We start from the raw sequence: 23,801 nt of genomic DNA, 5'->3' as shown, positions 1-23,801 counted from the left end.
CTATTCTACACTAACGGTTAAACCTTCTTGTTTTAATATTTTTCTGTAAATCTCCATTTCGGTAAAACTTCCTTCTAATACTGCACATTTACCTTTGGTGTGAACTTCCCATGCAATTTTTTCTGCCTGAGATTCAGAATAGTCTAAATAAGTTACGAGGCAATGAATAACATGTTCGAAGGTATTAACATCATCATTCCATAAGATTAAGCGATGAATAGTTTTTAAGGAACTTAAAATTTCTTCGAGTGTAAAAGTTTCTTCCTTGGTTTCAGTAGTAGCCATTTACAAAAATAAGCAATAAGTTATTTTTTGTATAATTAAAAATCTAAATTCTTAAATGGTAATTAGCATTCTGGTAAGCTGATAGGAATATTAATTGCAAGTCCGCCATCAGATGTTTCTTTATATTTAACATTCATATCAAGCGCGGTATCCCACATGGTTTTTACGACTGCATCTAAACTAACTTTAGCATTCTCTGGATTGCTTTGGAGAGCCAGCTGACTAGCCGTAATGGCTTTAATGGCGCCCATTGTATTACGCTCAATGCATGGTATTTGAACTAAACCACCAATTGGGTCACAAGTTAATCCTAAATGATGCTCCATAGCTATTTCTGCAGCCATTAATACTTGCCTTTGTGATCCCCCTAAGCACTCTGTTAATGCTGCGGCAGCCATAGCTGATGAAACTCCAATTTCTGCCTGGCATCCGCCCATTGCAGCCGAAATAGTAGCGCCTTTCTTGAAAATTGATCCAATTTCTGATGCACAAGCTATAAATTGTAATATTTTTTCATCGTTATTACCGTCACAGAAGCAAATAAAGTATTGTAATACGGCAGGGATAACTCCAGCCGCGCCATTTGTTGGAGCTGTAACAACTCTTCCAAAACTCGCATTTTCTTCATTAACAGCTAATGCGAAACAGCTTACCCAATCTAAAATATAATTAAATCCGTTGCCACCTTTTTTGATTACTTCTACCCAACTGTGGTAATCGGTATATGTTTGTTCGCCAATTAATTTTTCATTTAAACTTTTTGCTCTACGCTTTACTTCTAATCCGCCCGGCAAATAGCCATCGGTATGGCAACCTCTATAAATGCAGTCGCGCATAACATGGAAAAATTTTAAAGCACCTTCTTTAGTTTTTTCTTCTGATCTCCATGCCAATTCATTTTCAAAAACTATTCCTGAGACTTTCAATCCAGTTTTTCTACACCAATGCAATAAATCATTTGCATTTTCAACAGGGAAAGGTAAATCAACATGTGTAAATTCATTATTATCTTCTCCATCTTTAACCACAAATCCTCCACCTATAGAATAATAGGTTTCTGAAAATCCTGTTTTATCTTCTAAGAAGGCTTGAAAAGTTAATGCGTTAGGGTGGAATGGTAGACTTTCTGAGAATAGAAATATAATGTCCTCTTCATAAGTAAAGTTAATCTCATTTGATGGGAGGAGCAGTTTTTTGTCTTTTTTTATTTTATCGATAGTTGGCTGAACAGATGCAACATCGAAGGTTACAGGATCTGCATCCATTAAACCTAACATTACAGCAATATCGGTACCATGGCCTATACCTGTTTTTGCTAGAGAACCATATAAGAGGACCTTAATTTGCTCTACCTTGCAATTAGGTTTTGCTTCTAATAAAGATTTTATAAATTTTTGGGCCGCGCGCCATGGACCTAGGGTATGGGAGCTGGATGGGCCTATGCCAATTTTAAAAATATCAAATATGGATATCTGTTCTGATTTCATCTTATACAAAGCTACATTACTTTACTAATATTTGTTAATTTCTATGTAAACTTGTTTGAATTAGATGACACAGCACTTTGAATAACAAATTCATTTTTTTATTTCTTCTTTTATTAAGTCAACTTGTTGTTGCACAAGAAATTTATCCGTTAGCGCAATGGAAAGTTAAGCAATTAGAGGCTAATGATTGGTTAAATGCGTCAGTACCAGGCAATGTACAATTGGATTTGTTAAATAATAGAAAAATTGAGCATCCATATTTAGGTACTAATGAATTTAAAATTGATTGGATAGAGGGTAAATCTTGGGTTTATTTAAATGAGTTTAAGGTTAGTGCTTCTCAAATCAAAAGTGACGAAATAATATTAAATTTTGAGGGATTAGACACTTTTGCGGATGTTTATCTAAATGATTCCCTTATTCTTAGGGCTGATAATATGTTTAGACACTGGAAAATTCCGGTTAAAAAAAATGTTAAAGTCGGTAAAAATCAACTTAAAATTATATTTCGCTCCACTTTAAAGGAAGGTGAAAGATTGGCGGGATTGTCTTCTATAAAATACCCGGCTGATAATGAGCGGGGAAGTGTAAAAATAAGTCCATTGATAAGAAAAGCACCTTTTCAATTTGGATGGGATTTTGGCCCTAGAGTCCTAACAACTGGCATTTGGAAGCCAACTTACTTGTCGTTCATTAAACATGCGGAAGTAACGGATATAAATATTAATGGTAAATTAATATCCAAGAATCTTGGCCAAATAACAGCTGTATCTACAATTAATGTTATTAAGGATGGAATTTATACAATTACAGTTAAGGATCATATAAATGGACATATTTATAGTAAGAAGCAGCTGAAACTAAGTAAGGGGCTTAAAGCAATTAATAGTGAAATAAATATTGATCAACCTAAATTATGGTGGCCAAATGGTAAGGGCGCTGCTCACTTATATCAATTAGATTATGAAGTTCAATTAGAAAATCAGATTGTTTCAACAAAAAAATTAAGCGTAGGAATTCGAAATATCGAGGTTGTAAATGAACCTGATTCTTTGGGAGTTAGTTTTTATTTTAAAATAAACGGGCAGCTGGTTTATATAAAAGGTGCAAATTATGTTCCTGTAAATGCACTTCCAGATCCCAAAAGTGATTCTATTAAGTTGAAGAAATTGTTTTTAGATATGAAAGAAAGCAATTTTAATATGGTTAGAATATGGGGCGGAGGGATGTATGAAAGTGATTATTTTTATGATTTGGCCGACGAATTTGGTATTTTGGTTTGGCAAGATTTCCCATTTGCTTGTACTATGTACCCTTCTGATCCAGATTTTTTAAAAAGTATAGAAAATGAAGCAATAGATAATATAAAGAGATTAAGAAACAGAACGAGTTTAGCCATATGGTGTGGAAATAATGAAATTGATGTAGGTTGGAAAAACTGGGGTTGGCAAAAAACCTATGGTTATTCTGAGTTAGATATAATTCAATTGGAAAATGGTTATAATTCATTATTTAAAAAATTATTGCCTAACCTTTTAAAAGAGTTAGATCCCGATCGATTTTATTTTCATTCTTCTCCGATAAGTAATTGGGGTAAGAAGGAGGATTTTAAAATAGGGGATAATCATTTTTGGGGTGTTTATCATGGCGAGTATCCATTTGAATCCTATGCTGAATATATACCTAGGTTTAATAGTGAATTCGGATTTCAATCATTCCCTTCTTGGTCAACACTTAAAGAAATTGCTGGTCCAAATCCTAAATTAACGGATAGCGTATTAAGTAAAAGACAAAAAAGTTATAAGGGCAATGCCCTACTTACAAAATATATGAATTGGTATTATCAGCATCCGGCTGATGATGAAACCTATGTTTATTATTCTCAATTGCAGCAAGCAGAGGGGATGAAGTTAGCAATATTAGCATCTAGGGCTAGTCAGCCTTTTAATATGGGCGTATTAATGTGGCAACTAAATGATGTTTGGCCTGCAATTTCATGGTCGGCAATAGAATTTAATGGGAAATGGAAAGCAGCTCAGTATTTTATAAAGGATGCTTTTAAGCCACAAGCTTTATACTTGAAAAAATTGAATGATAAATTAAGTGTAAATATCATTTCAGATGAATTTGTAGAAGGAGTAAATCTAAAAGTTGTTAGATATAAATTTTCAGGGGAGCAAATTAAGACCAGTTATCAATTTTTATCCCTCCAACAAGGCAATTCTGCAATTATAATAGACGGTATATTGGATGATATAAAAACCAGGGATGAGTTTATATATGCTGAATTGGAAAAGGATGGCCATCTTTTAGCTGAGAATTTTTATTTTCTCGAACCTGTAAAGGATTTAAATTTACCTGAATTAAGTTATGATTGGAAACTTAAGAAAACTAATGAAGGTTATTATCTGGAAGTAATGAGTGATGTGTTTATAAAAAACTTTACTGTTTGGATAAACGATGAGCCTTTAACGCATTTTGATAAAAACTTTATCGATTTACTACCAAATATTCAAAATAAAATTCATTTTAAAACGGCATTAACTACTGAAGAATTAATGCGAAAACTAAGGTTTAGGGGAGTTAAAAATCAAACGAAATAATATTGTTATCCTTCAGCATTTTTTCCACGAATAATTTATGGTCTTTGGGTTTTCCAATTGCGCTCCATCTGCTAGTAATAAATCCATTATCCATTTCATGTTTTCCAGGCAATGCTTTTAACTTGTTTTCTTTGAAGTTTTGCTCAATTTGATAGAGGGTTTTTTCTTCATATTTTCTTACTACTCTATATTCTCTTTTTGTAAATCTTCTATCGCCAATATCTTCAATAAACGGAAAGATAATTAACGCTAGTAAAACAACCATAGTTACACCTATAGCTTGCTCATAATACCCTGAGCCTACTGCCATCCCAATAGCGGCAACAATCCAGATTACACACGCTGTAGTTAACCCTTTCACTCTGTTTTCTTCCTTGAAAATAACTCCGGCGCCTAGGAAACCAATACCAGTAACAATATTACTCGCTATTCTATCTTGTGCATTTAAACCGATTTTAATTGAAAGAATTGTAAAAAGCGTAGACCCTAAACCAATCATAATCATTGTTTTTAATCCGGCAGATTTACTTCTATATTCTCTTTCAGCACCTATTAATCCGCAAAGAAGAGTTACGAGTAAAAATTTATTCACCTCGCTAGATGTTAGTAGATATTCGTGTTCGAGTAAGTTATTCATATGAATAATTTTAATGCTAAAATTGGAATTATTTTCTGTTGCGTTTTAAGTAGAAACTAAGATACATAATATTGGGTTTAAATAATTATGTATAAAAAAGGCAGCTACAAAATGCAGCTGCCTTAATATATTAGGTTAAAATAATTTTACATCATTCCGCCCATGCCACCGCCCATTGGAGGCATACCAGCAGCACCAGCGCCACCTTCTTCTGGCTCGTCTGCTAAAACACATTCAGTAGTTAATAGCATTGCAGCAATTGAAGCAGCGTTTTCTAAAGCTACACGGCTTACTTTAGTTGGGTCAATAACACCAGCACCGATTAAGTTTTCGAAAACATCAGTACGCGCATTATAACCAAAATCAGCTTTTCCGTCTTTCACTTTTTGAACGATGATAGAACCTTCGATACCTGCATTTTCGCAAATTTGGCGTAATGGTTCTTCGATAGCACGTTTTACGATAGCGATACCAGTAGTTTCGTCTTCGTTAATGCCTTTTAATCCTTCTAAAGATTCTACGGCTCTAATGAATGCAACACCACCACCAGCAACAATACCTTCTTCTACCGCTGCACGAGTAGCGTGTAAAGCATCATCTACACGGTCTTTTTTCTCTTTCATTTCTACTTCAGATACTGCACCTACATAAAGAACAGCAACACCACCAGCTAATTTAGCTAAGCGCTCTTGTAATTTTTCTTTATCATAGTCAGAAGTAGTATTTTCTATAGCAGCTTTAATCTCATTTACTCTTGCTTTAATAGTATCAGGATTTCCAGCTCCGTTAATAATTGTAGTATTATCTTTATCAACAGTAATTTTTTCTGCTTGACCTAAATCGCTTAATTCAGCAGTTTCTAATTTATTTCCTTTTTCTTCAGAAATAACTGTTCCGCCAGTTAAAATAGCGATGTCTTCTAACATAGCTTTTCTACGGTCACCAAATCCTGGAGCTTTAACAGCAACAACTTTTAATGAACCACGGATTTTGTTTACAACTAAAGTTGCTAATGCTTCTCCGTCTAAATCTTCAGAAATAATTAAAAGAGGTTTACCAGTTTGAACTTGTTTTTCTAAAATTGGCAATAACTCTTTCATGTTACTGATTTTTTTATCGTAAATCAGAACATAAGGATTATCTAAGTCAGCCTCCATTTTATCTGCATTCGTTACAAAATATGGAGATAAATAGCCTCTGTCGAACTGCATACCTTCTACAGTTTTAACTTCTGTTTCAGTTCCTTTAGCTTCTTCTACAGTAATTACACCGTCTTTTCCTACTTTAGACATAGCTTCTGCAATTAATGAACCGATAACTTCGTCATTATTAGCAGAGATAGATGCAACTTGTTTTATTTTGTTATTGTCTTCGCCAACAGCTTGTGATTGATTTTTTAAGTTAGCAACAACAGCTGCAACTGCTTTATCGATACCACGTTTTAAATCCATAGGATTAGCGCCCGCAGCCACATTTTTAATACCAGCTGTTACGATAGCTTGTGCAAGTACGGTAGCCGTTGTAGTTCCATCACCAGCGATATCTGCTGTTTTAGAAGCAACTTCTTTTACCATTTGTGCACCCATATTTTCGATTGGGTCTTTTAAATCAATTTCTTTTGCAACGGTTACACCATCTTTTGTAACTGCAGGAGATCCAAATTTCTTGTCAATAATTACATTACGACCTTTAGGACCTAATGTTACTTTCACTGCATTTGCAAGTGTATCAACACCTTTTTTTAAAGCTTCACGTGCTTCAACGTTATATTTTACTTGTTTTGACATTTTTTGTTTTTAATTAAATCGTAATTAATCAATTAGAATTTACACATTAAAGTGTATTACTTAAATCGGATTAAATTATAAGATGGCGTATAAATCTGATTCACGCATAATAAGATATTCTTTACCATCAATGCTTACTTCAGTGCCACCATATTTTCCGTATAATACTTGATCTCCAACCTTTGTAGTTAAAGGAATTAGATTGCCACTTAGTTCAGCATATTTACCAGGGCCAACAGCAACTACAGTACCTTGTTGTGGTTTCTCTTGTGCTGTTTCAGGAATATAAATGCCAGAAGCAGTTTTAGTTTCTGCAGGTGCTGCTTCGACAACGATTCTGTCTCCGATTGGTTTTAATGTTAAAGCCATATTTTTTTGATATTTATTAATTTAATATAAATTTTAATCTTTTACTGTTTATATCAGAATTTATGCCAATGGAATATATATTGTCATAATTTCTTTGATGCTGTAATTTAAGTCAGTTTTTCTATTTTAAATTGTCAGATTGTCAGCAAAAAAAAACTTCGCAAGGGATACTTGCGAAGTTTTCTATTTTCAAATATTTTATTTCTTATAAAGAATCTTTCGGTGCTGGCGCTGGGGCAGCTTGTTGAGTTTCAGTTCCAATTGCTGCAGGTGCTACAACTTTATCTACTTGATCTTTAAGTCTAGATTTTCCTGTTCCTGAACCACTTTTTGCCATTGTAGTAATAGACATAGATAAAACTACTACTAAAGCGATTAAAATCCATGATCCTTTTTCTAATACATCGCCTGTGCGTTGCACACCAAACATATTTGAAGCAGAACTTCCAGTAGCTAAACCACCACCCTTAGGGTTTTGTATTAAAACAAATAGTGCTAAAGCAACACAAACAATTACTAAAAGGATTATTAAAAACATCATAGTTGTATAAATTTATAGTTTCTTCTCAAGTGATTTGATAAGGTCGGCAAAGTAACGGCTTTTTTCTGGAAATTTCAAACTTAATTTTTCATAAGTCTCTATGGCCTTGCGGTAAAGCATTTGTTCGATATAAATACTTGCCAAAGTTTCAGAAACAACGTCGTTATGATCTTCGGCACTTTTTCTAGCCTTATTTTCGTTATCTAATTTATTATGTGGGGGTGGTTTTATTTGGGGGTCATTCTCTAAAAATGCCTCAATTATTTTAAGGTCTTTCCCAGTTTTTGGTTTTAATTCTGGTAACTGTTCAATAGAATCGTCTATCCCAACTCCAGTTTGTAAATGAAATATATGCTCTACATACTGCTGTTGAAGCGCTCCGGGTTCTTGTTTTACAGGTGTAGCATAAGGTTGAAATATTGCTTTATGCTCTGCTCTTGTTTTCGCTAACCACCATAAAAATGTATAAGGCAATTCTTCATCATCATACTTACTTACAGTGGTGTGCTCAGGCTCATCTGGAGTTACAGTTTCAATTTCAACAAATTGATTTTTAACATCCGGAATATTTCCATTATCAACCGCAGCGTTATTGTTTTCTATTAATGAGTGCTCAGTATTTACAATTTCTTCTCTTCTTGGATTTCTTAGTTCAACTAATTCCTGAGTATCTGGTGTTATATAATTGCCTGCATCTATTTCGCCAATTTCTTCAAAAATTTGATCGTCATCTTCTTCAGCTTGCTGATTAATTTCTAATTTGAAGAATTGTTTAGATAATTTGCCACTTGCATAAAGTGAAGCCTTACCAATAGATTGCTTATCTTTTTTTAAGGCACATTTTAATAAGTGAATTGCGGAGAAAAAAGGAGCATTAGATTCCAAACTTTCTAAAACCAGAAGGTCATTAGCCCCTAATTTTTTAGGTTCTTTTAATAACTGTACTAATCTATTTATTTCTGTTGTTTGGATATCCACGTCGCTAATATAGGTAATGAAATTACAAATTATTTACCATTGAGAGAATGCTCTATTAAAAATATCTTCAGTTATCAAATCAATTACAGCTTTAATATTTTGAAGTTCTGCTGTTTGTAAACTTTGATTAGATGTTGTAAAATCCTTAAACCTTTCAAATGATTGCTCGAAATTTTTAGTTGGATCTAAATTGTTGATGTATTTTACATTTACCCTAATGGTTAAACGTGTTGCACCAGCGGTAGGCCTTGTATTATCTTGAATAGCTACTGGGCTTAGTGTATAATTTGTAATTCTACCTTCTAAAATGGCATCACCTTCAGTTTGAATAATATTTAATTTAGACTGTGTTCTAATTCTTGTTTTTAATGCCTCAGTAAAATCCTGACTTAATGTTGGAACAACTAATAATGAATTATTTTCAAAATAATTAATTGTAATATTTTTCATTTCTGCAGGAATAGAAGCACCTTTAAAAGAATAGGAGCATCCTGATAATAAAATAACTAGAAATAACGTGATGAAATTTTTCATTTAAATATTTTAAAGATCTAATTCTTTAATTTTTCTATACAAGGTACGTTCTGATATGCCTAATTCTTGAGCCGCAAACTTTCTTTTACCTTTATGTTTTTTTAGTGCCTTTTTTATTAAGTCACTTTCTTTTTCTATAAGTGATAAAGATTCTTCTACTTCCTCAGTTGCATTATCGTAATTGAAATTTACATGAGATGGAGTAGGAGTTGGATGCTTTATCGTTAATGTTGGCTCTAGTTTGTCGGAACTAATATCCTGATACAACTGATTTACATAACTGTCTTCAATAAAATGAGGAGCATTGCCACTTTGTTGAATAATATCGGCTACAAGTTTTTTTAAATCATTCATATCCTTTTTCATGTCAAAAAGAACTTTATATAAAATATCTCTTTCCGAAAATTCTTCCTTACTGTTTGAGTTTACAGCCATAGGTAAATTATTACTTCCTTCATTTGGAATATAATTTAGCAATGCTGATGCGGGCACAACACGTTCCTTTTCTAAAACACAAACTTGCTCGGCAATATTTTTTAACTGACGAACATTTCCTGGCCAACTATAATTTGTTAATAATTGAATAGCATCTGGCTCTAATTGGATTCCTGGACTTCTATATTTATCGCTAAAGTCTGCAGAAAATTTTCTGAATAATAAATAAATATCTTCTTTTCTTTCGTGCAAAGCAGGAATTTTTAACGGAACTGTATTTAGTCTATAATAAAGGTCTTCTCTAAATTTACCTGATTGAACTCTATTGTAAACATCCACATTTGTAGCTGCAATTATTCTAACGTCAGTTTTTTGAACTTTTGATGATCCAACGCGTAAGTATTCGCCACTTTCTAAAATTCTAAGTAATCTAGCCTGTGTGCCTAATGGAAGTTCTGCAACTTCATCTAGGAAAATAGTTCCGCCATTTGCAACTTCAAAATATCCTTTTCTAGCTTCATGTGCGCCAGTAAAGGAGCCTTTTTCATGACCAAATAACTCAGAATCTATAGTTCCTTCTGGAATAGCACCACAGTTAACAGCAATGAATGGACCATGTTTACGGGCACTTAATTGATGGATAATATGTGAAAAAACTTCCTTACCACTTCCACTTTCCCCGGTAATTAATACCGACATGTCTGTTGGAGCAACTTGGCGAGCAATATCAATGGCTCTGTTTAATAATGGAGAGTTTCCAATTATCCCAAACCTATTTTTAATATCCTGAATATCCATTCTATTAATTATTTACGATGGTTCCTATTAATGTAGCGGAAGTACATTTTTCAATATTTACATAAACATAGTCGCCAGGCTTTACTTTATCGCTAATTGGAAAAACCACCATTGCGTTTTGATCATTTCGACCTCTATATTCTTTGTCAGATTTTTTAGAATATCCTTCAATTAAAACCTTCACAGATTTACCTACAAACTCTAGTAAGCATTTGTGAGAATCTTCTTGTTGTTTTTTAAAAATTTCTGCTAGTCTTCGGCTTTTAACTTCTTCAGGAACATCGTCTTTTAACTTTCTTGCTGCTAAAGTTCCAGGCCTTTCTGAATATGAAAAAGTATAGGCAAAATTATATCTTGCGTAATCCATCATTGATAAAGTATCTTGATGTTCTTCTTCAGTTTCTGAGCAAAAACCAGCAATTATATCTGAAGAGATAGCGCACCCAGGAATAATTCTTCTAATTGCATCAATTCTATTCATATACCATTCTCTAGTATATGTTCTATTCATTAATTCTAATATTCTGTTGTTACCAGATTGTACAGGCAAGTGTATATAATTACATATATTTTCATATTTAGCAATAGTATATAAAACTTCGTCTGTAATATCTTTTGGATGAGATGTAGAAAATCTTACTCTTAAATCTGGATGAATTAAGGCTGTTTTTTCTAATAATCCAGCAAAATTCACATGATCTTCACCTTCTCCCCATTTATAGCTATCTACATTTTGACCGAGTAAAGTAACTTCTCTATACCCTTGTTCGAAAAGCAATTCTGCTTCTTTAATAATAGAATGTGGGTCTCTGCTTCTTTCTCTTCCTCTAGTAAAAGGTACCACACAGAATGAACACATATTGTCGCATCCTCTCATAATTGAGATAAATGCTGTAATACCATTACTATTTAATCTAACAGGATTAATGTCAGCATAGGTTTCTTCTCTAGATAATAAAACATTTACAGCTTTATTTCCTTCTCCAGCATCCGCTAATAATTGAGGCAAATCTCTATAAGCATCTGGACCAACTACTACATCAACTAATTTTTCTTCTTCCAAGAATTTTGCTTTTAAACGTTCTGCCATACAGCCAAGAACGCCAATTACTAACCCAGGATTTTTCTTTTTTTCAATCCCAAATTGAGATAAACGATTTCTTACACGTTGCTCAGCATTGTCTCTAATGGAGCATGTGTTTATGAAAACCACATCTGCTTCCTGATAATTATTAGTTGTAGCATATCCTGTTTCGGATAGTATAGACGCCACAATCTCGCTGTCAGCAAAATTCATTTGGCAACCATAACTCTCTATATATAGTTTTTTAGTAGAAATAGCATTGTTATTTTCAATAACTAAGGCTTCTCCTTGTCGCGCTTCATCGTGTTCTTTATCTACTAATTTAAAATCCATCATAAAATTGAAATTGGGAAACAAATTTAATAAAAAATAATACAAATGACAATTTGTCAGCATAAAATATGATCAAATTCAAACAAATATATAAATGTGGTGTCTTATACTATTAAAGCCCTATTTATGCAGATAAATTTAAAATGGAAGCGCGCATTAAAATGGATTTCTATTTCAATTGGAATTTTATTGATATTGGTTCTATTTATAACTGTTTATATCAATGCTTTTTCACAACCATTATTAAAAGAAAAGTTAACAGCAACAGTAAATAAGGGGTCTTCGGGTTTATATAAACTATCATTTAAAACCGCAAAAGTTAATCTGTTTGGAGGTGGTTTAAATTTAGATAGTTTAATAATTGAGCCCAATGAGCGGGTTTTTGATTCATTAAAGAAAGTAAATAAAGCGCCAAGATTTTTGGTTAAGGTAAATGCCAAACAATTTAAGTTATATGGTTTGGGTTATTTAAAAGCTTTGTTTAAACGGGAAATAAAAATTAATGATTTATTGCTTTCTAAACCATCAATAATAGTAAGACATAACGAAGAAGGTATAAATTCTGATACAGCCCAATTAAAAAAGAGTTTATATCAAGTTATTTCAAACGAAATAAAGCTTTTACATATTAAAAGAATCACTTTAGCGGAGGCCGATTTTAAATATTTCGAGGAGAAATTACAGCGTGGAGCTATTCATAAAGTAAAAAAAATCAAACTGATTTTGACAGATTTTTTAGTGGATTCGTTAGCGGAAAATAACGTTTCAACAGTCTTCTATTCTAAAAATATTAATTATGACTTTAGCCAAATTAGTACTAAAACAAAGGATGGAATGTACAATTTAGAGATAGATTCTTTAAAAGGGGATCTGGAAAATAAACGGATAAATGTTATTGGTTTAAAACTTAATCCGATATATAATGAAATGGAGTTTAGTCGTAAATATTCCGTTCAAAAAGACAGGTATGATTTAAAATTTGATGCAATTGAAGTCAAGGAACTAGATTATGTTTCCTTGTTTAGGAAAAATAAAATATTGATTAATAGTTTGAAACTGAGTGATGCAAAAGTTAACGTTTTTTTGAACAGATCAATACCTCCACCTAAGATTGACAAAGGAAAAAATTTCCCCCATTTAATTTTAAAAAGATTAAAATATCACACCACAATAGATACTGTTTTAATTAAGAATATAGATGTAGCCTATACTGAATATAGTGGAGAGACAAATCGAAAGGGGACTTTTTATCTGAGTAATTTAAATGGTAGGATACTTAATGTTACGAATGATGCAAAGCGGATAACCATAAATAACAAGGCTAGCGCTAATTTGAACGCTAAAATAATGGGTTCGGGAAATCTAAATGTGAAAATTGATTTTCATTTAGACGATGATTTGGGAAGATTTGATTATTCTGGTTCAATTGGGAAATTTGACTTGAAAGAATTAAATGAGCTCTCTAGTAATTTAGGAATGGTAAAAGTGAAAAGTGGGTTGGTTAATAGTTTACAATTTAATGCCACTGGTAACTGGACAAAAGGCGTAGGGACACTTACTTTTTTGTATAAAGATTTAAAAATTGAATTATTGAAAAATGAAGATCGACGGTTAAAAAGTAAGGGATTTTTAACATTTTTGGCGAACCAGATTTTAATTAAAAGTGATAATCCGACTCTAAAGAATGATGAGATTAGAAAAGGGAAAATAGATTTTAATAGACCGCCTACCGCCTCTTTTTTTAATCTATTATGGAAAAGTGTATTTACAGGAATAAGAGAAACAGTTGGTATTGGAAATATACCTATGAAAAGTCCGCCACAACCAAAAGGTAAATAATTATTAAACTTTTGTATTATCTTGTGGCTAATATTTATAGTTCACGGATGCTTTTTAAAAGAATTAATGGTTTTAAAGTAATTGTTTATACAACATCAATTATTTCATTATTATTAGTAATTGCCACAATTGGTTCATGGTATTTAAGTTATAAAATTAAGCCTGTATTAACTCGGGAACTTAAAGTCTTGGTAAATAACTCAACCGACCAATTGTATAATGTTGAGTTCTCAGATATCAATTTAAATTTTTTAACAGGTAATGCGACATTTAATGATGTGAGAATATTTTCTAATGAGAAAAGATATAAAAAGCTTGTAGAACAAAAAAAGGCTCCCGATAATTTATATGAACTTACTTTAAAGAAACTTCAATTAAGGAGATTTCATCCACTAAAGTTTTATTTTAATAATGAGATTGAAGTTCAAAAACTAATTTTTCATCAGCCTTCACTCACCATGCTGAATAAAAATTTTGTTTATAACAGAAATCTGCGCCCAGCTCCTAGAATTTCACCATATCAATTTATTTCGAAGTTTGCCTCTAAATTGGATATACAAGAAATCTCATTAAAAAGCGTAAGGTTTAAGTATGTAGATTTAAATGGCTTTAATCCGATAATAGATTCTATAAATAATTTAAATATAGTTGGGAAGGCGTATTTAGTGGATGAAAATTCGGCACAAGATACGTCAAGGATATATTTGTTTAAGGAAATTAATTTTTCCGTTTCCAATCAAAGCTATTTTACATCCGACGATTTTTATAATATTAAGTTTGATAAACTTTCCTATACCACAAAATCTGGTAAATTAATACTGAAAGGATTAAATGTTATACCCTTATACAATGAGGAGAAGTTTGGCAGAATTGCAGGATTTGCAAAGGATAGGTTAACGATTAACGTTAATACATTAGAGTTTGAACAATTAAGTTTGCCAAATTTCATTGCAAATCAAGAAATAATTGCGGATAAACTTAATATTACTTCAGGCAAAATAATAGTGCATGCCGACAATAGATTACCTCAAAAAATTAGAAATTATGTTCCTCTGTTTCCGCATCAATTATTACAACAATTTCCTCATACTATAAATATTAAGGAAACTGAATTAAAGGATATTGACGTTACCTATTCGGAGTTTGATAGAGATAGTTATACAAAGGGGGAAATAGACTTTTTTAAGACAAGTGGTAAGTTTTTTAATATCACAAACGATTCTTTAGCCAAGACTTTAAATCCCATAGCAAATGCCGATTTAACTACCTATTTAATGGGTTCAGGTAAATTAGATTTAAAAATAAATTTTTATTTAAATAGCCGTAATGGCTTATTTGATATTGATGGGAAGATGGGGCCTATTAATGGTAAATTGTTAAATAGAATAACTAGACCGATAGGAATGATGCAAATTGCATCAGGTGATGTTAATAGTTTAACTTTTAATTTTGAGGCAACAGAAAAAATTGCCAGAGGAAAGATGGAACTAAAATATCAAGATTTAAATCTTAAAGTACTTACGCGGGATAAAGAAGGTAATAGGTTGAAAAAAAATCTTTTGGCTTCTTTCTTAATAAATAATTTAGTGGTTGAAGAAAGTAATCCAACAAAAGGATCTGCAGTTAGAAAGGTAGATTTTGTAAATAATAGGAATTTAAGTGCCTCTTTCTTTAATTATTTATGGAAGACCTTATTTGTTGGGATTAAATCGAGCGTTGGCGTTACTCCGCAAAAGGAATTAGAGATTAGTAATAAATTTGAAACCTTTGAGAGTATTAAAGGATATTTAGATAATATGAAATCGAATAAGGAAAAGCGCCAGCAAAGGAATTCTCCGAAAAAGTGATTAATTCAGCAATTAAGAGTGGTAGGTTTATTTAGTTAATTGGTTTTTCAACAGTTCATTTGCAAGAGCTTTTTGTAGACTAAATGAAAATAACAGTTGTTCATGTTTAAATATACATCACAAAGTCAAAAAATATGGATTTAAATAAGAATTCAATTACTAACTTATAAAACATTGGTCGCTATTCACTTTTTACAAAAAAAGTAAAAATTGAATTCATTCTTATCTTAAACTTCATTAGCGATGAATTCTAAACTATTGAATTTTAGTTTCCTAAATATTTATTAATTTACGAAACAACAATGTTTTAATAAAATTATTTTTATTTTAACAATTACATATTAAAGCATTTTTTATCTTAGGAGAGCTTACGTTTGAAATTATTTATAAAACTGTTTTGGTTATATTTCATTATAACAATACTAACTTTCAATTCTTGTAGAAATAAGAATAATGATATATCAACCAATAAAACTACTAGTAAAAATCAACAAAACTTAAATTCTACATATGAGCTAATGTTAGCAACTGGCAGTTTGCCTGAGGACGTTCAACTGGCTGTATTTCAGGATCTCGCATCATTATTTTCTGGTCAACATAAAAATAAAGCGGAAGCTTTAAAATGGTATAAGCGTTATGTTGAATTTTTCGGGAAGCAAAACAATGAGTTGGTTATTGGACATATTAATCGCGAAATAGGCAAAACTTTGTGTAATTCATACGATTTCGAAACCGGAATTCCCTATCTCATAAAAAGTTCCGAAAATTATTTAAAAGCCGAAAACTATAAATTTCTTGCCATTACTTATAACAATCTTTCTCTTGCCTATCATGATTTTGGCGATTATACAAAAGGAATAGAATATGCTAACCTTGTTGTTAAAACCGTACAAGATAATGCCGATGTTGTAGATAAAAACATGCTTTGGTATGCTTATAATAATTTGGGGATTAATTATGACGATAGTAAGCAGTATCAAAAAGCAATTGAAAGTCATTTGAATGCTTTACCTTTTGCATTAAATGCGAGCGACAGTTCTTATTCCTATAATAATTTAGGGAATACGCATAAAAAGTTAAAGCAATATGAAACAGCCGAAAAGTATTTTAAATTATCTTTTAAATACTCAAATGATTATAACGACGTATATCATTTTGCTACACTATATAGTAATTTATTGGATATTGAAAGACGATTAAAAAATCATTCAAAAGCTGAAAAACTTATTGATTCTGCAAATTACTATGCGCTAAAAAGTGGAAGCCCTGAAAAACTTATTGACTTTTATTATTATAGCCATTTACTAAAAAATGAAACTGGTGATTATAAGTTGGCAACACAATATTTGAATAAATATGTGGCACTTAAAGATTCCTTATTCAATGCCGAAAAGGCAAAAATTGTTTATGATTATCAAATAAAATATGAAACTGAAAAAAAGGAAAAAGAAATAGCTGAAAGCAAATACATATCGAAACAAAAAAGTATTTGGCTGATTTTATCAGCAGTAAGCATTATTATTGGGATTATAGTTTTTCGAAATTTCCGTATAAAGTCAAAATTGGAGTATCAAAAATTAGGCCTAGAAAATGAACTTTTAAAAGAGCAGATACACGCTAAGATACAAGAACAACGATTAGAAATTTCAATGGATTTGCACGATAGTTTGGGTTCACAACTCACATTCATAAATTCAATTATTGATGGTTTAAAGCGAGCATCTTCAAAATTAGACGAAACTGTAAAAAGCAAATTAAACACCTTATCTGATTTTTCGGAAAATTCAATTGCAGAACTTAAAAATACTTTATGGGTTTTAAACTCAGGTGAAATACATCTTCAAGATTTAAAGTCAAAAATTCTTAATTTTATAAATAACGCATCAGAAGCAAAAGATGATCTAAAATTTAATTTGAATTTCGAAGTATCCAACAATTTCAACCTTAACTCAAAGCAGGCAATAAATCTGTTTAGGTCGGTTCAGGAAATCATTAACAACGCTATTAAATATGCTAATGCTTCGGAAATTTTAATAGATATACAACAATTGGAGGACGATTTAACTATAAAAATTATAGATAATGGAATAGGCTTTGAATTCGAAAAAGAAAAAAGCAAATCTTTCGGATTGAGAAATATTGAAAGTAGAATTAAAGCCATAAACGGAATTATTATTTTAGATACTGGATTAGGAAAAGGAACAGCTTATACAATTAAAATCGCCATTAAAGAATGATAAAAATCGCTATCGCAGAAGATAATTTTTATGCATTAAAAGCCATAGAAGAAAAACTTACGGTATACGCTGATATTTCTATTATTTACACAGCCCAAAATGGAGTCGAATTTCTCGAGTTATTAGCAATAAACAATGATTTAGACTTAATATTAATGGATATCGAAATGCCCATAATGAATGGCATAGAAACGGTAAAAAAAGTTAAACAGCAATTCTCCCATATCAAAATTGTAATAATGACGATTTATGATGACGATGATCATATCTTTAATGCCATTAAAGCTGGAGCCGACAGCTACATTTTGAAAGAAACAAAAGCCGAAAAAGTTTATGAAACCATAATCGACACCTTGAATGGCGGAGCTGTGATGTCGCCATCAATAGCTTTTAAGGCCCTGCAGGCTTTAAAGCGATCGACTGTAAGCATTTCTGTCAAGGTTAGCGATTCTTCAGAGCTTACTGACCGCGAAATAGAGGTGCTTGAATACCTGAGAGAGGGGTACACCAATAAACGAATTGCGGAAACATTATTCATCTCCCCTTTTACTGTAAAGCGCCATATTGAAAATATTTACCGAAAACTGCAGGTGCAGAACCGGGTAGAGTTAGTGGATAAAGCTAAACGCGAAGGTTTAATTTAGCAAAAGGTTCATATGAGATGGAAGAAGTCTAACCTGACCGTTCCATTAACTTCCAGAATGGGCTGTTCAGCCCATTGTTTAACATTTGATTTTGTAAGATTTTCGTTGTCTACTATCTCGTCATCAAAACCTGATAGGATTAAATTTCAACCATTAAACAATGAATAAACCACAAATTCAGAAACCTTTAGTTTTAATACTTCTGCTGGTACTATCCATGGGATTAGTATTTGCTCAGCCCTCCAGTCGTTTTGTAGTTAAGATGAGTGATGGCACCACACACGACCTGAACCTGGCCGGAGCATTTATCCGTGAAGACCGTTCGCTTGCAATTTTTGCCAACACTAAAGGCAGTATTTCACATAACTTTCAAATCAGAATAAAGCCCACTACCAACGAGATTGAGAGTTTTACCAAAGGCAAATACCTGTTTAATTCAAGCAGCAGACTGTTGGATTTCATACCGGGCGGACCGTCGACCGATTATGAAACGGAAGCCTATTACTCTCAGATAACGAATGAAAAAATCTCTCAGGAGTGGATGTCGGCAGTAAGCCCTGAATTCGGATTCATAGAAATAGAAAGCATTACCGGCGATCGCGTAAAGGGGAAATTTTATTGCGAAGTAATACAGCAATTGCCAGTGAAAGGTGCAAAAAAGACGATGGAAGGGACATTTGACGTGGCCATTATAAAGGTTGATACCAAGACTCAGAATACTGGGCAGACTTCAATTCCTAGCAACCCTTCAGTTTCACCAGTGGCCAAAGAACAGGAAGGAAGTCCTTCAAAACACTCTGAAAGAGAGCCGTTAATAGGATTCTACGACGTACAATTTGCTCTTTCTGCCATTACCTCCGGCGACATGGGAATAGATGTTGACTTTGGGACAACGCTGGTCAATTTTCCGTACGACAAAAACAATGATGTTCGTGCTACCATTGAATTACATTATGATTACGCCCGCCAGAAGTTTAGCACCATGCAAACCCGCAGAAATCATTTATATGCCCGCCTTCGGCCATTTACCTTTGGGCCAAATAGCGAAACCAGCGCAGAGAACATCCTGGCAATGTTTATTGGCGGGATATATGCTGACCTGGGTTATACAAGCGGGTACTACTACACTGTCAATAATATTGGTGAGCGGCAGGCCCCAGATTACAACGCCGACGGCTTATTTTGGGGCATAGGATGGAACCTGATCTGGCGGGGAGAAAAGCGTTGGGGAGCAAATGTAGGCTTTGGGTCTAAACGCTATTCCATTGAATTACCGAATGGCTCAGAAAATAAATACAAAACCCGATTAATTACGCTGGGGGTGGTACGCAACCTTCTATGGAAAGATTAAACCAATGGCTCTGGGTCATTGACATCGCCATATTTTCTGCACTTCTGGTTGTTTATGCCTACGACCTTGAGCAAGGCACACCCATCGGTGTGTCGAGCACACAGGCTGGCAGGCAGGAGATGCTAATAGCGCTTTCCGGGGCATTGGGCTTTAAAGGCAGTATTGTATTGGCTGTGTTGGCAATGAAAGCGACAGCGATATAGCATTCGACGAACAGGGCAACTTGTATTATACCGGGTACGCCAATAATGGGAACAATAAAGAAGGCATTTCTATTTATAAAATTTCCTCAAGCGGACAAACACTCGTAGGTACCGACAATTTTTTGAAATTCGGAGAGGTGGTTAAACTGAAATACCTGCTGGGTAAGATTTATATGGCTGTGCAGGGCAGAAAAACCGGCACACATGTACAGCAGCTTTCTATTTTAAAACAGAAGTAAAGAAACAATGATAAGTTTATAAATTACATTATTATGAGACAAACATTTCTTTTACTGGTACTGTCGGTTTTCTTTAGTATTCAGGTAAACGGGCAATATGTTCACGACGAACAACGCCAAAAGGAATTAAACAATTACCTGGAATCCATCCGGAAAGGACGGGAATACGGCAACACGAAAACCTCCCAATTTAAAATGAATGAGCAGGCCGTGCAGGAAATGACGGATATGTGGAAGCGCCAGGCGGGTAAAAAAACCTCAGCCGAATTAGATGCAGAACGTACTGCCAACCAAAAAAAATGGGAAGCAAACCGGGAAGAAAGGGAAGCCAAACAAAAAGCTGCAGAGGAACAGCGGGCAAATAAATATCTTTTAAAAGAAGTGGCCGTTGCTGTTGTGAAGATGAATGCACCATAATTTTCAAGGGCAGGGTTTAGTGCATCCGAAGCCAATGTTTTAGCAATGAATTCAGTAGGAACAGTGAAAACGGGCAACGAAACAAAAGTGAAGATATACTATGATGAACGAAGCGCTCGTGCCCTGGAGGCCTATTCAGCATTTCTTAAAAAAGAAGCTACAGGAAACTTTGAAGAACTGATGGCCCTGGTTGCCGATTTTGATATTGCCGGTTATACAGCCGTAAAATCGATGGAAAGACTTAAAAAACGTTTTCCCGCAAAAAGGGACCTGATTGATGTAGCCATGCCCTTTCATGGAATTAATTTTTGGAAGGAGGTAGGAGATTATAAAATAATGAATGAATCGATAACGGCCAGTGCCTACTTATATGCCGATGATGCGCAAAAAACAGAGATGAACAATCTGCTGAAATCGTGGATAGATGATTTTCCACATTTGCTCGGTCATATTTATTACGGCTATGGGGATAATAAAACCTTTAAGATGCTGCTCAAGGACCTTATCATCAAACAAGACAAAGAATTTTTGCACAACATTGCGCTTAGCGCAGCGATTGCTTTACCCCGCTATCCTTCCATAATTGCAGAAGACACCAAAGACATCCCATCCTTAAGGCAACTGCTGACCTTTGACGATTTTGAAATTATCCGCAGGTACCACAATATAAGCGGCATAAAAGCAATCGAAAAAGCAAGGGTTAAGGAGTTTATGAAAGATCATTATGACTTTTTTAAGGTTTCTGATTTCGAAGCGGACCTATACACGGAGGAACTAAAAAAATATGCTGACGGGGGCGATGCCGAAGCAATGAATTCCTATGGTCTTCATACACTGAAGGGATATACAAAAGACACCAAAGAAGCGGCTTACCCCTACCTGAAAAAGGCAGCCGATGCGGGCTTGCCTTATACACTTAAGCTATTAGGCAAACATAAAAACCTCAAACAATTAGGCATCAACGATTGGGGTGTTTACAAGCGAGAAATGGAATTTAAAGCAGAATTTAATGAGAAAGAAAGGGCATATATCAAAGATGCCTGGGGCGATGAAATTCCAACATTTTTTGGTAAAAATGGACCATTTACCCCCGACAGAAAAATGAAGATTCCGCAACCGGGCAAGCCGGAGAGCACCATTTATTATTATGGCTCTATCAAAAACGGAAAAGCTGATGGCTTTGGAAATGCGGTAGATGCAAGCGATAATTTGTACTCAGGTTATTGGGTAGATAACCAACTTCATGGCCCTGGAGAGGTTAAGACCGGCGATGGTCATTCGTTTGAAGGAATGTTTGCCAATGGGAAGAAGAATGGATACGCTTACTATAATTATTTGAAAAAGGGAAAGGGCAAATTTCACTCAGGCTTTTATGAAGATGATAAACTAATTTATAAATCCGAGGATTATAAAAGCCTTCGCAGTTGGAATATGGTGGGCAATAAGTATTGGCAATTTTCCGATATACCTGCCAGCTACGCTAATATGGACCGCACTATAGATAACGGGGTTTTTAAATTTAAATCTACAGATGAAGGTTATTCCTGGTCGATCGCGGAATTAAATAAAATAAAAGTTGCCGCATACAGTTATGGAGTTTTTTATAAGGTCAATAAAAAAGGATATGACAACGGCACATGCGGAATATTGATTGATATAGATGAAGGAAACGGCAAAGCAAAGAGCAAACTTTTGTACATGATCCATCCGGGTAAACAAAAATTTTGCCTAAGGTTGTATAACCCCAATACAGATGAGTGGACTTATTTTACAAATCCAAACTCCAGCGGCGGGTGGATGGCTTCCAGTGACTTTAAAGGTTATGATAACTTTTTGCGGCTTGACAAATTGGGTGATGATATCTTCCTTTACCTGAATGGAATGCCTGTATTCTCCCTAAAAATTTCTACTTCAGGAAAACCGCTACACGGTTTTGCCGGCATCGGTATTGTGCAGGGCGGTGTAATCTCAGGGACGAGTACAGATATATTTTTTAAGTAAGCCTTATGAGTTGTAAGCATCTCCCGAATATTATCTGCATTTGTCTTTTCTTTCTGGCTGGTGCCAAAGCATCGGCGCAGCATTGTCCGTATGATGGCATGTACATGATTGTCATTCACGTTCCGGAGAGTGCAACTCAACCAGGTGGAAATACTTTACTACGATTGACAGAGGTAGATAATAATGAAGCGGAAAGGTGCAAGGCGGCCAAAGGCTTATTGCGGAAAACTCTTTTACCTATCAACACGTTGCTGCAGGACTCGCTGAACCTGTTGCCAAGGGAGGACATCGTTAAAGAATTTTGCAGCGACTGCGCATTTTTGGGACCCGGCTACTACGCCGTAAAACTAACAGGAGAGGAAAGATATTGCATGCTATACGGCAACGATAAAAACCTGGAGCGCCGGCTACGCAAATTTGAAGTTTGGTATGGGGCCCAAAAAATAGCTTTGCCTCCGGAGCAGGTGTACCGGCTTTGCTGGGCTGAAGGAGCGTGGAGCAGAATACAGCCGGTTGAAGTGACAGTGCTGACGCCGCAGAAAACTGCTATCAAACATGGCAGCAAGCCTTAGAAGATATACAAAAAAATAAAGAGATTATGAAGCCCTTGAAATGCCACTGCCTGCAAATAAAAATTTCCATTAAATCATCTCTCCACCTATGCGCATAATTGGTGTCATATTCATCATACTTGGTATTCTTGCTGGCCTGCTGGGTGTACAGTCGTACCTGCGTGATGATGCCTATGCAAAAGCAAGCACCACGGTAAAAGCTTTTGTAAAATCAGCCGAAGTGAAACCCATGTCTGGAAAAGCCGTGGGTAGTATTCGGCTGGTGCTTGCTTTTTTGCGAGACGGCGTTGAGGATACATTGGAATACAGTTATTCCGAAGCCTTTTCCATCAACGATCCACTTTCTACAGTGGAAGAATTGAAATCCAGAACACCATACGTACGCTACGTGCCCAAAGAAAAAAGAAGTAAAAATATGCCGGATTGGGTGATGGTGAGCAATAAAGACAAACATGACGGTGCCTACGGCCAGACAGGGTTTAGTTGGATGCTCAAATTTCTAATAGTGGGAATTTTCTTAATTTTTTACAGCAGGGTAAGAAGGAAGAACAGAGAAACTTTTCGTTTTTATAGATGACAA

22 protein-coding genes are annotated in these 23,801 nt (G+C 34.2%); 12 read left to right on the top strand and 10 right to left on the bottom strand.

The features are described 5' to 3' along the window. Both VRU49_RS02255 and VRU49_RS02250 read right to left on the bottom strand, forming a co-directional pair. A complete protein-coding gene (locus VRU49_RS02255; RefSeq protein WP_330145149.1) occupies positions 1-285 on the bottom strand; it encodes an ATP-dependent Clp protease adaptor ClpS in 285 nt (94 codons plus the stop codon). 62 nt (positions 286-347) lie between these two features. Further along, positions 348-1,772, bottom strand: coding sequence for an L-serine ammonia-lyase (locus tag VRU49_RS02250; protein ID WP_330145148.1), 1,425 nt, complete (start codon positions 1,770-1,772; stop codon positions 348-350). 77 nt (positions 1,773-1,849) lie between these two features. Between VRU49_RS02250 and VRU49_RS02245 the strand changes: the two genes are divergently transcribed. Next, complete coding sequence (locus VRU49_RS02245) at positions 1,850-4,375, top strand: glycoside hydrolase family 2 protein (protein ID WP_330145147.1); 2,526 nt, start codon at positions 1,850-1,852, stop codon at positions 4,373-4,375. Here the strand turns inward: VRU49_RS02245 and VRU49_RS02240 are convergent. From VRU49_RS02240 to miaB, 8 genes are all read right to left on the bottom strand, one after another. Further along, entirely contained in the window at positions 4,356-5,012 is a 657-nt protein-coding gene (locus VRU49_RS02240; RefSeq protein ID WP_330145146.1) for an MgtC/SapB family protein, read from the bottom strand. The two genes, VRU49_RS02245 and VRU49_RS02240, sit on opposite strands and share 20 nt — an antisense overlap. Positions 5,013-5,158: 146 nt before the next feature. Next, the gene (groL, locus tag VRU49_RS02235; RefSeq protein ID WP_330145145.1) at positions 5,159-6,799 is read right to left on the bottom strand and encodes a chaperonin GroEL; all 1,641 of its coding nucleotides are present in this window, start codon (positions 6,797-6,799) and stop codon (positions 5,159-5,161) included. A gap of 75 nt (positions 6,800-6,874) precedes the next feature. Then, a complete protein-coding gene (locus VRU49_RS02230; protein WP_330145144.1) occupies positions 6,875-7,168 on the bottom strand; it encodes a co-chaperone GroES in 294 nt (97 codons plus the stop codon). 205 nt (positions 7,169-7,373) lie between these two features. Next, the gene (gene secG, locus VRU49_RS02225) at positions 7,374-7,709 is read right to left on the bottom strand and encodes a preprotein translocase subunit SecG (protein ID WP_330145143.1); all 336 of its coding nucleotides are present in this window, start codon (positions 7,707-7,709) and stop codon (positions 7,374-7,376) included. A 12-nt stretch (positions 7,710-7,721) separates the two neighbouring features. Next, a complete protein-coding gene (locus VRU49_RS02220) occupies positions 7,722-8,687 on the bottom strand; it encodes a hypothetical protein (protein WP_330145142.1) in 966 nt (321 codons plus the stop codon). Positions 8,688-8,720: 33 nt separating this feature from the next. Further along, on the bottom strand, positions 8,721-9,221 hold the full coding sequence (locus VRU49_RS02215; RefSeq protein WP_330145141.1) for an LptE family protein: 501 nt from the start codon (positions 9,219-9,221) through the stop codon (positions 8,721-8,723). A 9-nt stretch (positions 9,222-9,230) separates the two neighbouring features. Beyond that, positions 9,231-10,454 carry a sigma 54-interacting transcriptional regulator gene (locus VRU49_RS02210; RefSeq protein ID WP_330145140.1) on the bottom strand — a complete coding sequence of 408 codons (1,224 nt, stop codon included), beginning with the start codon at positions 10,452-10,454 and terminating at the stop codon, positions 9,231-9,233. Positions 10,455-10,458: 4 nt separating this feature from the next. Continuing rightward, positions 10,459-11,874, bottom strand: a complete 1,416-nt coding sequence (gene miaB, locus VRU49_RS02205) for a tRNA (N6-isopentenyl adenosine(37)-C2)-methylthiotransferase MiaB (protein WP_330145139.1) — start codon at positions 11,872-11,874, stop codon at positions 10,459-10,461. A 123-nt stretch (positions 11,875-11,997) separates the two neighbouring features. Between miaB and VRU49_RS02200 the strand changes: the two genes are divergently transcribed. The 11 genes from VRU49_RS02200 to VRU49_RS02150 all read left to right on the top strand — a co-directional run bounded on the left by VRU49_RS02200 (position 11,998) and on the right by VRU49_RS02150 (position 23,798). Beyond that, positions 11,998-13,710 carry a hypothetical protein gene (locus VRU49_RS02200; protein ID WP_330145138.1) on the top strand — a complete coding sequence of 571 codons (1,713 nt, stop codon included), beginning with the start codon at positions 11,998-12,000 and terminating at the stop codon, positions 13,708-13,710. Between the two features lie 47 nt (positions 13,711-13,757). Next, a complete protein-coding gene (locus VRU49_RS02195) occupies positions 13,758-15,557 on the top strand; it encodes a hypothetical protein (RefSeq protein ID WP_330145137.1) in 1,800 nt (599 codons plus the stop codon). A 518-nt stretch (positions 15,558-16,075) separates the two neighbouring features. Beyond that, a complete protein-coding gene (locus tag VRU49_RS02190; protein WP_330145136.1) occupies positions 16,076-17,794 on the top strand; it encodes a tetratricopeptide repeat-containing sensor histidine kinase in 1,719 nt (572 codons plus the stop codon). Then, the gene (locus VRU49_RS02185) at positions 17,791-18,438 is read left to right on the top strand and encodes a response regulator transcription factor (RefSeq protein ID WP_330145135.1); all 648 of its coding nucleotides are present in this window, start codon (positions 17,791-17,793) and stop codon (positions 18,436-18,438) included. Before VRU49_RS02190 ends, VRU49_RS02185 begins: the two co-directional genes overlap by 4 nt. A gap of 160 nt (positions 18,439-18,598) precedes the next feature. Beyond that, positions 18,599-19,789, top strand: coding sequence for a hypothetical protein (locus tag VRU49_RS02180; RefSeq protein ID WP_330145134.1), 1,191 nt, complete (start codon positions 18,599-18,601; stop codon positions 19,787-19,789). Then, the gene (locus VRU49_RS02175; protein WP_330145133.1) at positions 19,777-19,992 is read left to right on the top strand and encodes a hypothetical protein; all 216 of its coding nucleotides are present in this window, start codon (positions 19,777-19,779) and stop codon (positions 19,990-19,992) included. Before VRU49_RS02180 ends, VRU49_RS02175 begins: the two co-directional genes overlap by 13 nt. Next, complete coding sequence (locus VRU49_RS02170) at positions 19,956-20,231, top strand: SBBP repeat-containing protein (protein ID WP_330145870.1); 276 nt, start codon at positions 19,956-19,958, stop codon at positions 20,229-20,231. The genes VRU49_RS02175 and VRU49_RS02170 overlap by 37 nt, the downstream gene beginning before the upstream one ends. Positions 20,232-20,264: 33 nt before the next feature. Further along, positions 20,265-20,648 (top strand): hypothetical protein, encoded by a 384-nt coding sequence (locus VRU49_RS02165; RefSeq protein ID WP_330145132.1) that lies wholly within the window; start codon positions 20,265-20,267, stop codon positions 20,646-20,648. 45 nt (positions 20,649-20,693) lie between these two features. Next, positions 20,694-22,649, top strand: a complete 1,956-nt coding sequence (locus VRU49_RS02160; protein ID WP_330145131.1) for a hypothetical protein — start codon at positions 20,694-20,696, stop codon at positions 22,647-22,649. A 5-nt stretch (positions 22,650-22,654) separates the two neighbouring features. Then, on the top strand, positions 22,655-23,221 hold the full coding sequence (locus tag VRU49_RS02155) for a hypothetical protein (RefSeq protein WP_330145130.1): 567 nt from the start codon (positions 22,655-22,657) through the stop codon (positions 23,219-23,221). Between the two features lie 88 nt (positions 23,222-23,309). Beyond that, on the top strand, positions 23,310-23,798 hold the full coding sequence (locus tag VRU49_RS02150; protein ID WP_330145129.1) for a hypothetical protein: 489 nt from the start codon (positions 23,310-23,312) through the stop codon (positions 23,796-23,798). Positions 23,799-23,801: the final 3 nt, after the last annotated feature.

Origin of the sequence: Pedobacter flavus, assembly GCF_036324285.1 — a bacterium.
Classification (GTDB): Bacteria; Bacteroidota; Bacteroidia; order Sphingobacteriales; family Sphingobacteriaceae; genus Pedobacter; species Pedobacter flavus.
This window is presented reverse-complemented; position numbering and strand designations above follow the sequence as displayed.

What these genes read in the sequence shown, in the direction of transcription:
- VRU49_RS02255 (WP_330145149.1), bottom strand. Translation starts at nt 285, where the DNA reads ATGGCTACTACTGAAACCAAGGAAGAAACTTTTACACTCGAAGAAATT.
- miaB (WP_330145139.1), bottom strand. Translation starts at nt 11,874, where the DNA reads ATGATGGATTTTAAATTAGTAGATAAAGAACACGATGAAGCGCGACAA.
- VRU49_RS02175 (WP_330145133.1), top strand. Translation starts at nt 19,777, where the DNA reads ATGGAAAGATTAAACCAATGGCTCTGGGTCATTGACATCGCCATATTT.
- VRU49_RS02195 (WP_330145137.1), top strand. Translation starts at nt 13,758, where the DNA reads ATGCTTTTTAAAAGAATTAATGGTTTTAAAGTAATTGTTTATACAACA.
- VRU49_RS02215 (WP_330145141.1), bottom strand. Translation starts at nt 9,221, where the DNA reads ATGAAAAATTTCATCACGTTATTTCTAGTTATTTTATTATCAGGATGC.
- VRU49_RS02160 (WP_330145131.1), top strand. Translation starts at nt 20,694, where the DNA reads ATGAATTCAGTAGGAACAGTGAAAACGGGCAACGAAACAAAAGTGAAG.
- VRU49_RS02210 (WP_330145140.1), bottom strand. Translation starts at nt 10,454, where the DNA reads ATGGATATTCAGGATATTAAAAATAGGTTTGGGATAATTGGAAACTCT.
- VRU49_RS02250 (WP_330145148.1), bottom strand. Translation starts at nt 1,772, where the DNA reads ATGAAATCAGAACAGATATCCATATTTGATATTTTTAAAATTGGCATA.
- VRU49_RS02230 (WP_330145144.1), bottom strand. Translation starts at nt 7,168, where the DNA reads ATGGCTTTAACATTAAAACCAATCGGAGACAGAATCGTTGTCGAAGCA.
- VRU49_RS02200 (WP_330145138.1), top strand. Translation starts at nt 11,998, where the DNA reads ATGCAGATAAATTTAAAATGGAAGCGCGCATTAAAATGGATTTCTATT.
- VRU49_RS02190 (WP_330145136.1), top strand. Translation starts at nt 16,076, where the DNA reads ATGTTAGCAACTGGCAGTTTGCCTGAGGACGTTCAACTGGCTGTATTT.
- secG (WP_330145143.1), bottom strand. Translation starts at nt 7,709, where the DNA reads ATGATGTTTTTAATAATCCTTTTAGTAATTGTTTGTGTTGCTTTAGCA.
- VRU49_RS02165 (WP_330145132.1), top strand. Translation starts at nt 20,265, where the DNA reads ATGAGACAAACATTTCTTTTACTGGTACTGTCGGTTTTCTTTAGTATT.
- VRU49_RS02180 (WP_330145134.1), top strand. Translation starts at nt 18,599, where the DNA reads ATGAATAAACCACAAATTCAGAAACCTTTAGTTTTAATACTTCTGCTG.
- VRU49_RS02150 (WP_330145129.1), top strand. Translation starts at nt 23,310, where the DNA reads ATGCGCATAATTGGTGTCATATTCATCATACTTGGTATTCTTGCTGGC.
- groL (WP_330145145.1), bottom strand. Translation starts at nt 6,799, where the DNA reads ATGTCAAAACAAGTAAAATATAACGTTGAAGCACGTGAAGCTTTAAAA.
- VRU49_RS02185 (WP_330145135.1), top strand. Translation starts at nt 17,791, where the DNA reads ATGATAAAAATCGCTATCGCAGAAGATAATTTTTATGCATTAAAAGCC.
- VRU49_RS02240 (WP_330145146.1), bottom strand. Translation starts at nt 5,012, where the DNA reads ATGAATAACTTACTCGAACACGAATATCTACTAACATCTAGCGAGGTG.
- VRU49_RS02155 (WP_330145130.1), top strand. Translation starts at nt 22,655, where the DNA reads ATGAGTTGTAAGCATCTCCCGAATATTATCTGCATTTGTCTTTTCTTT.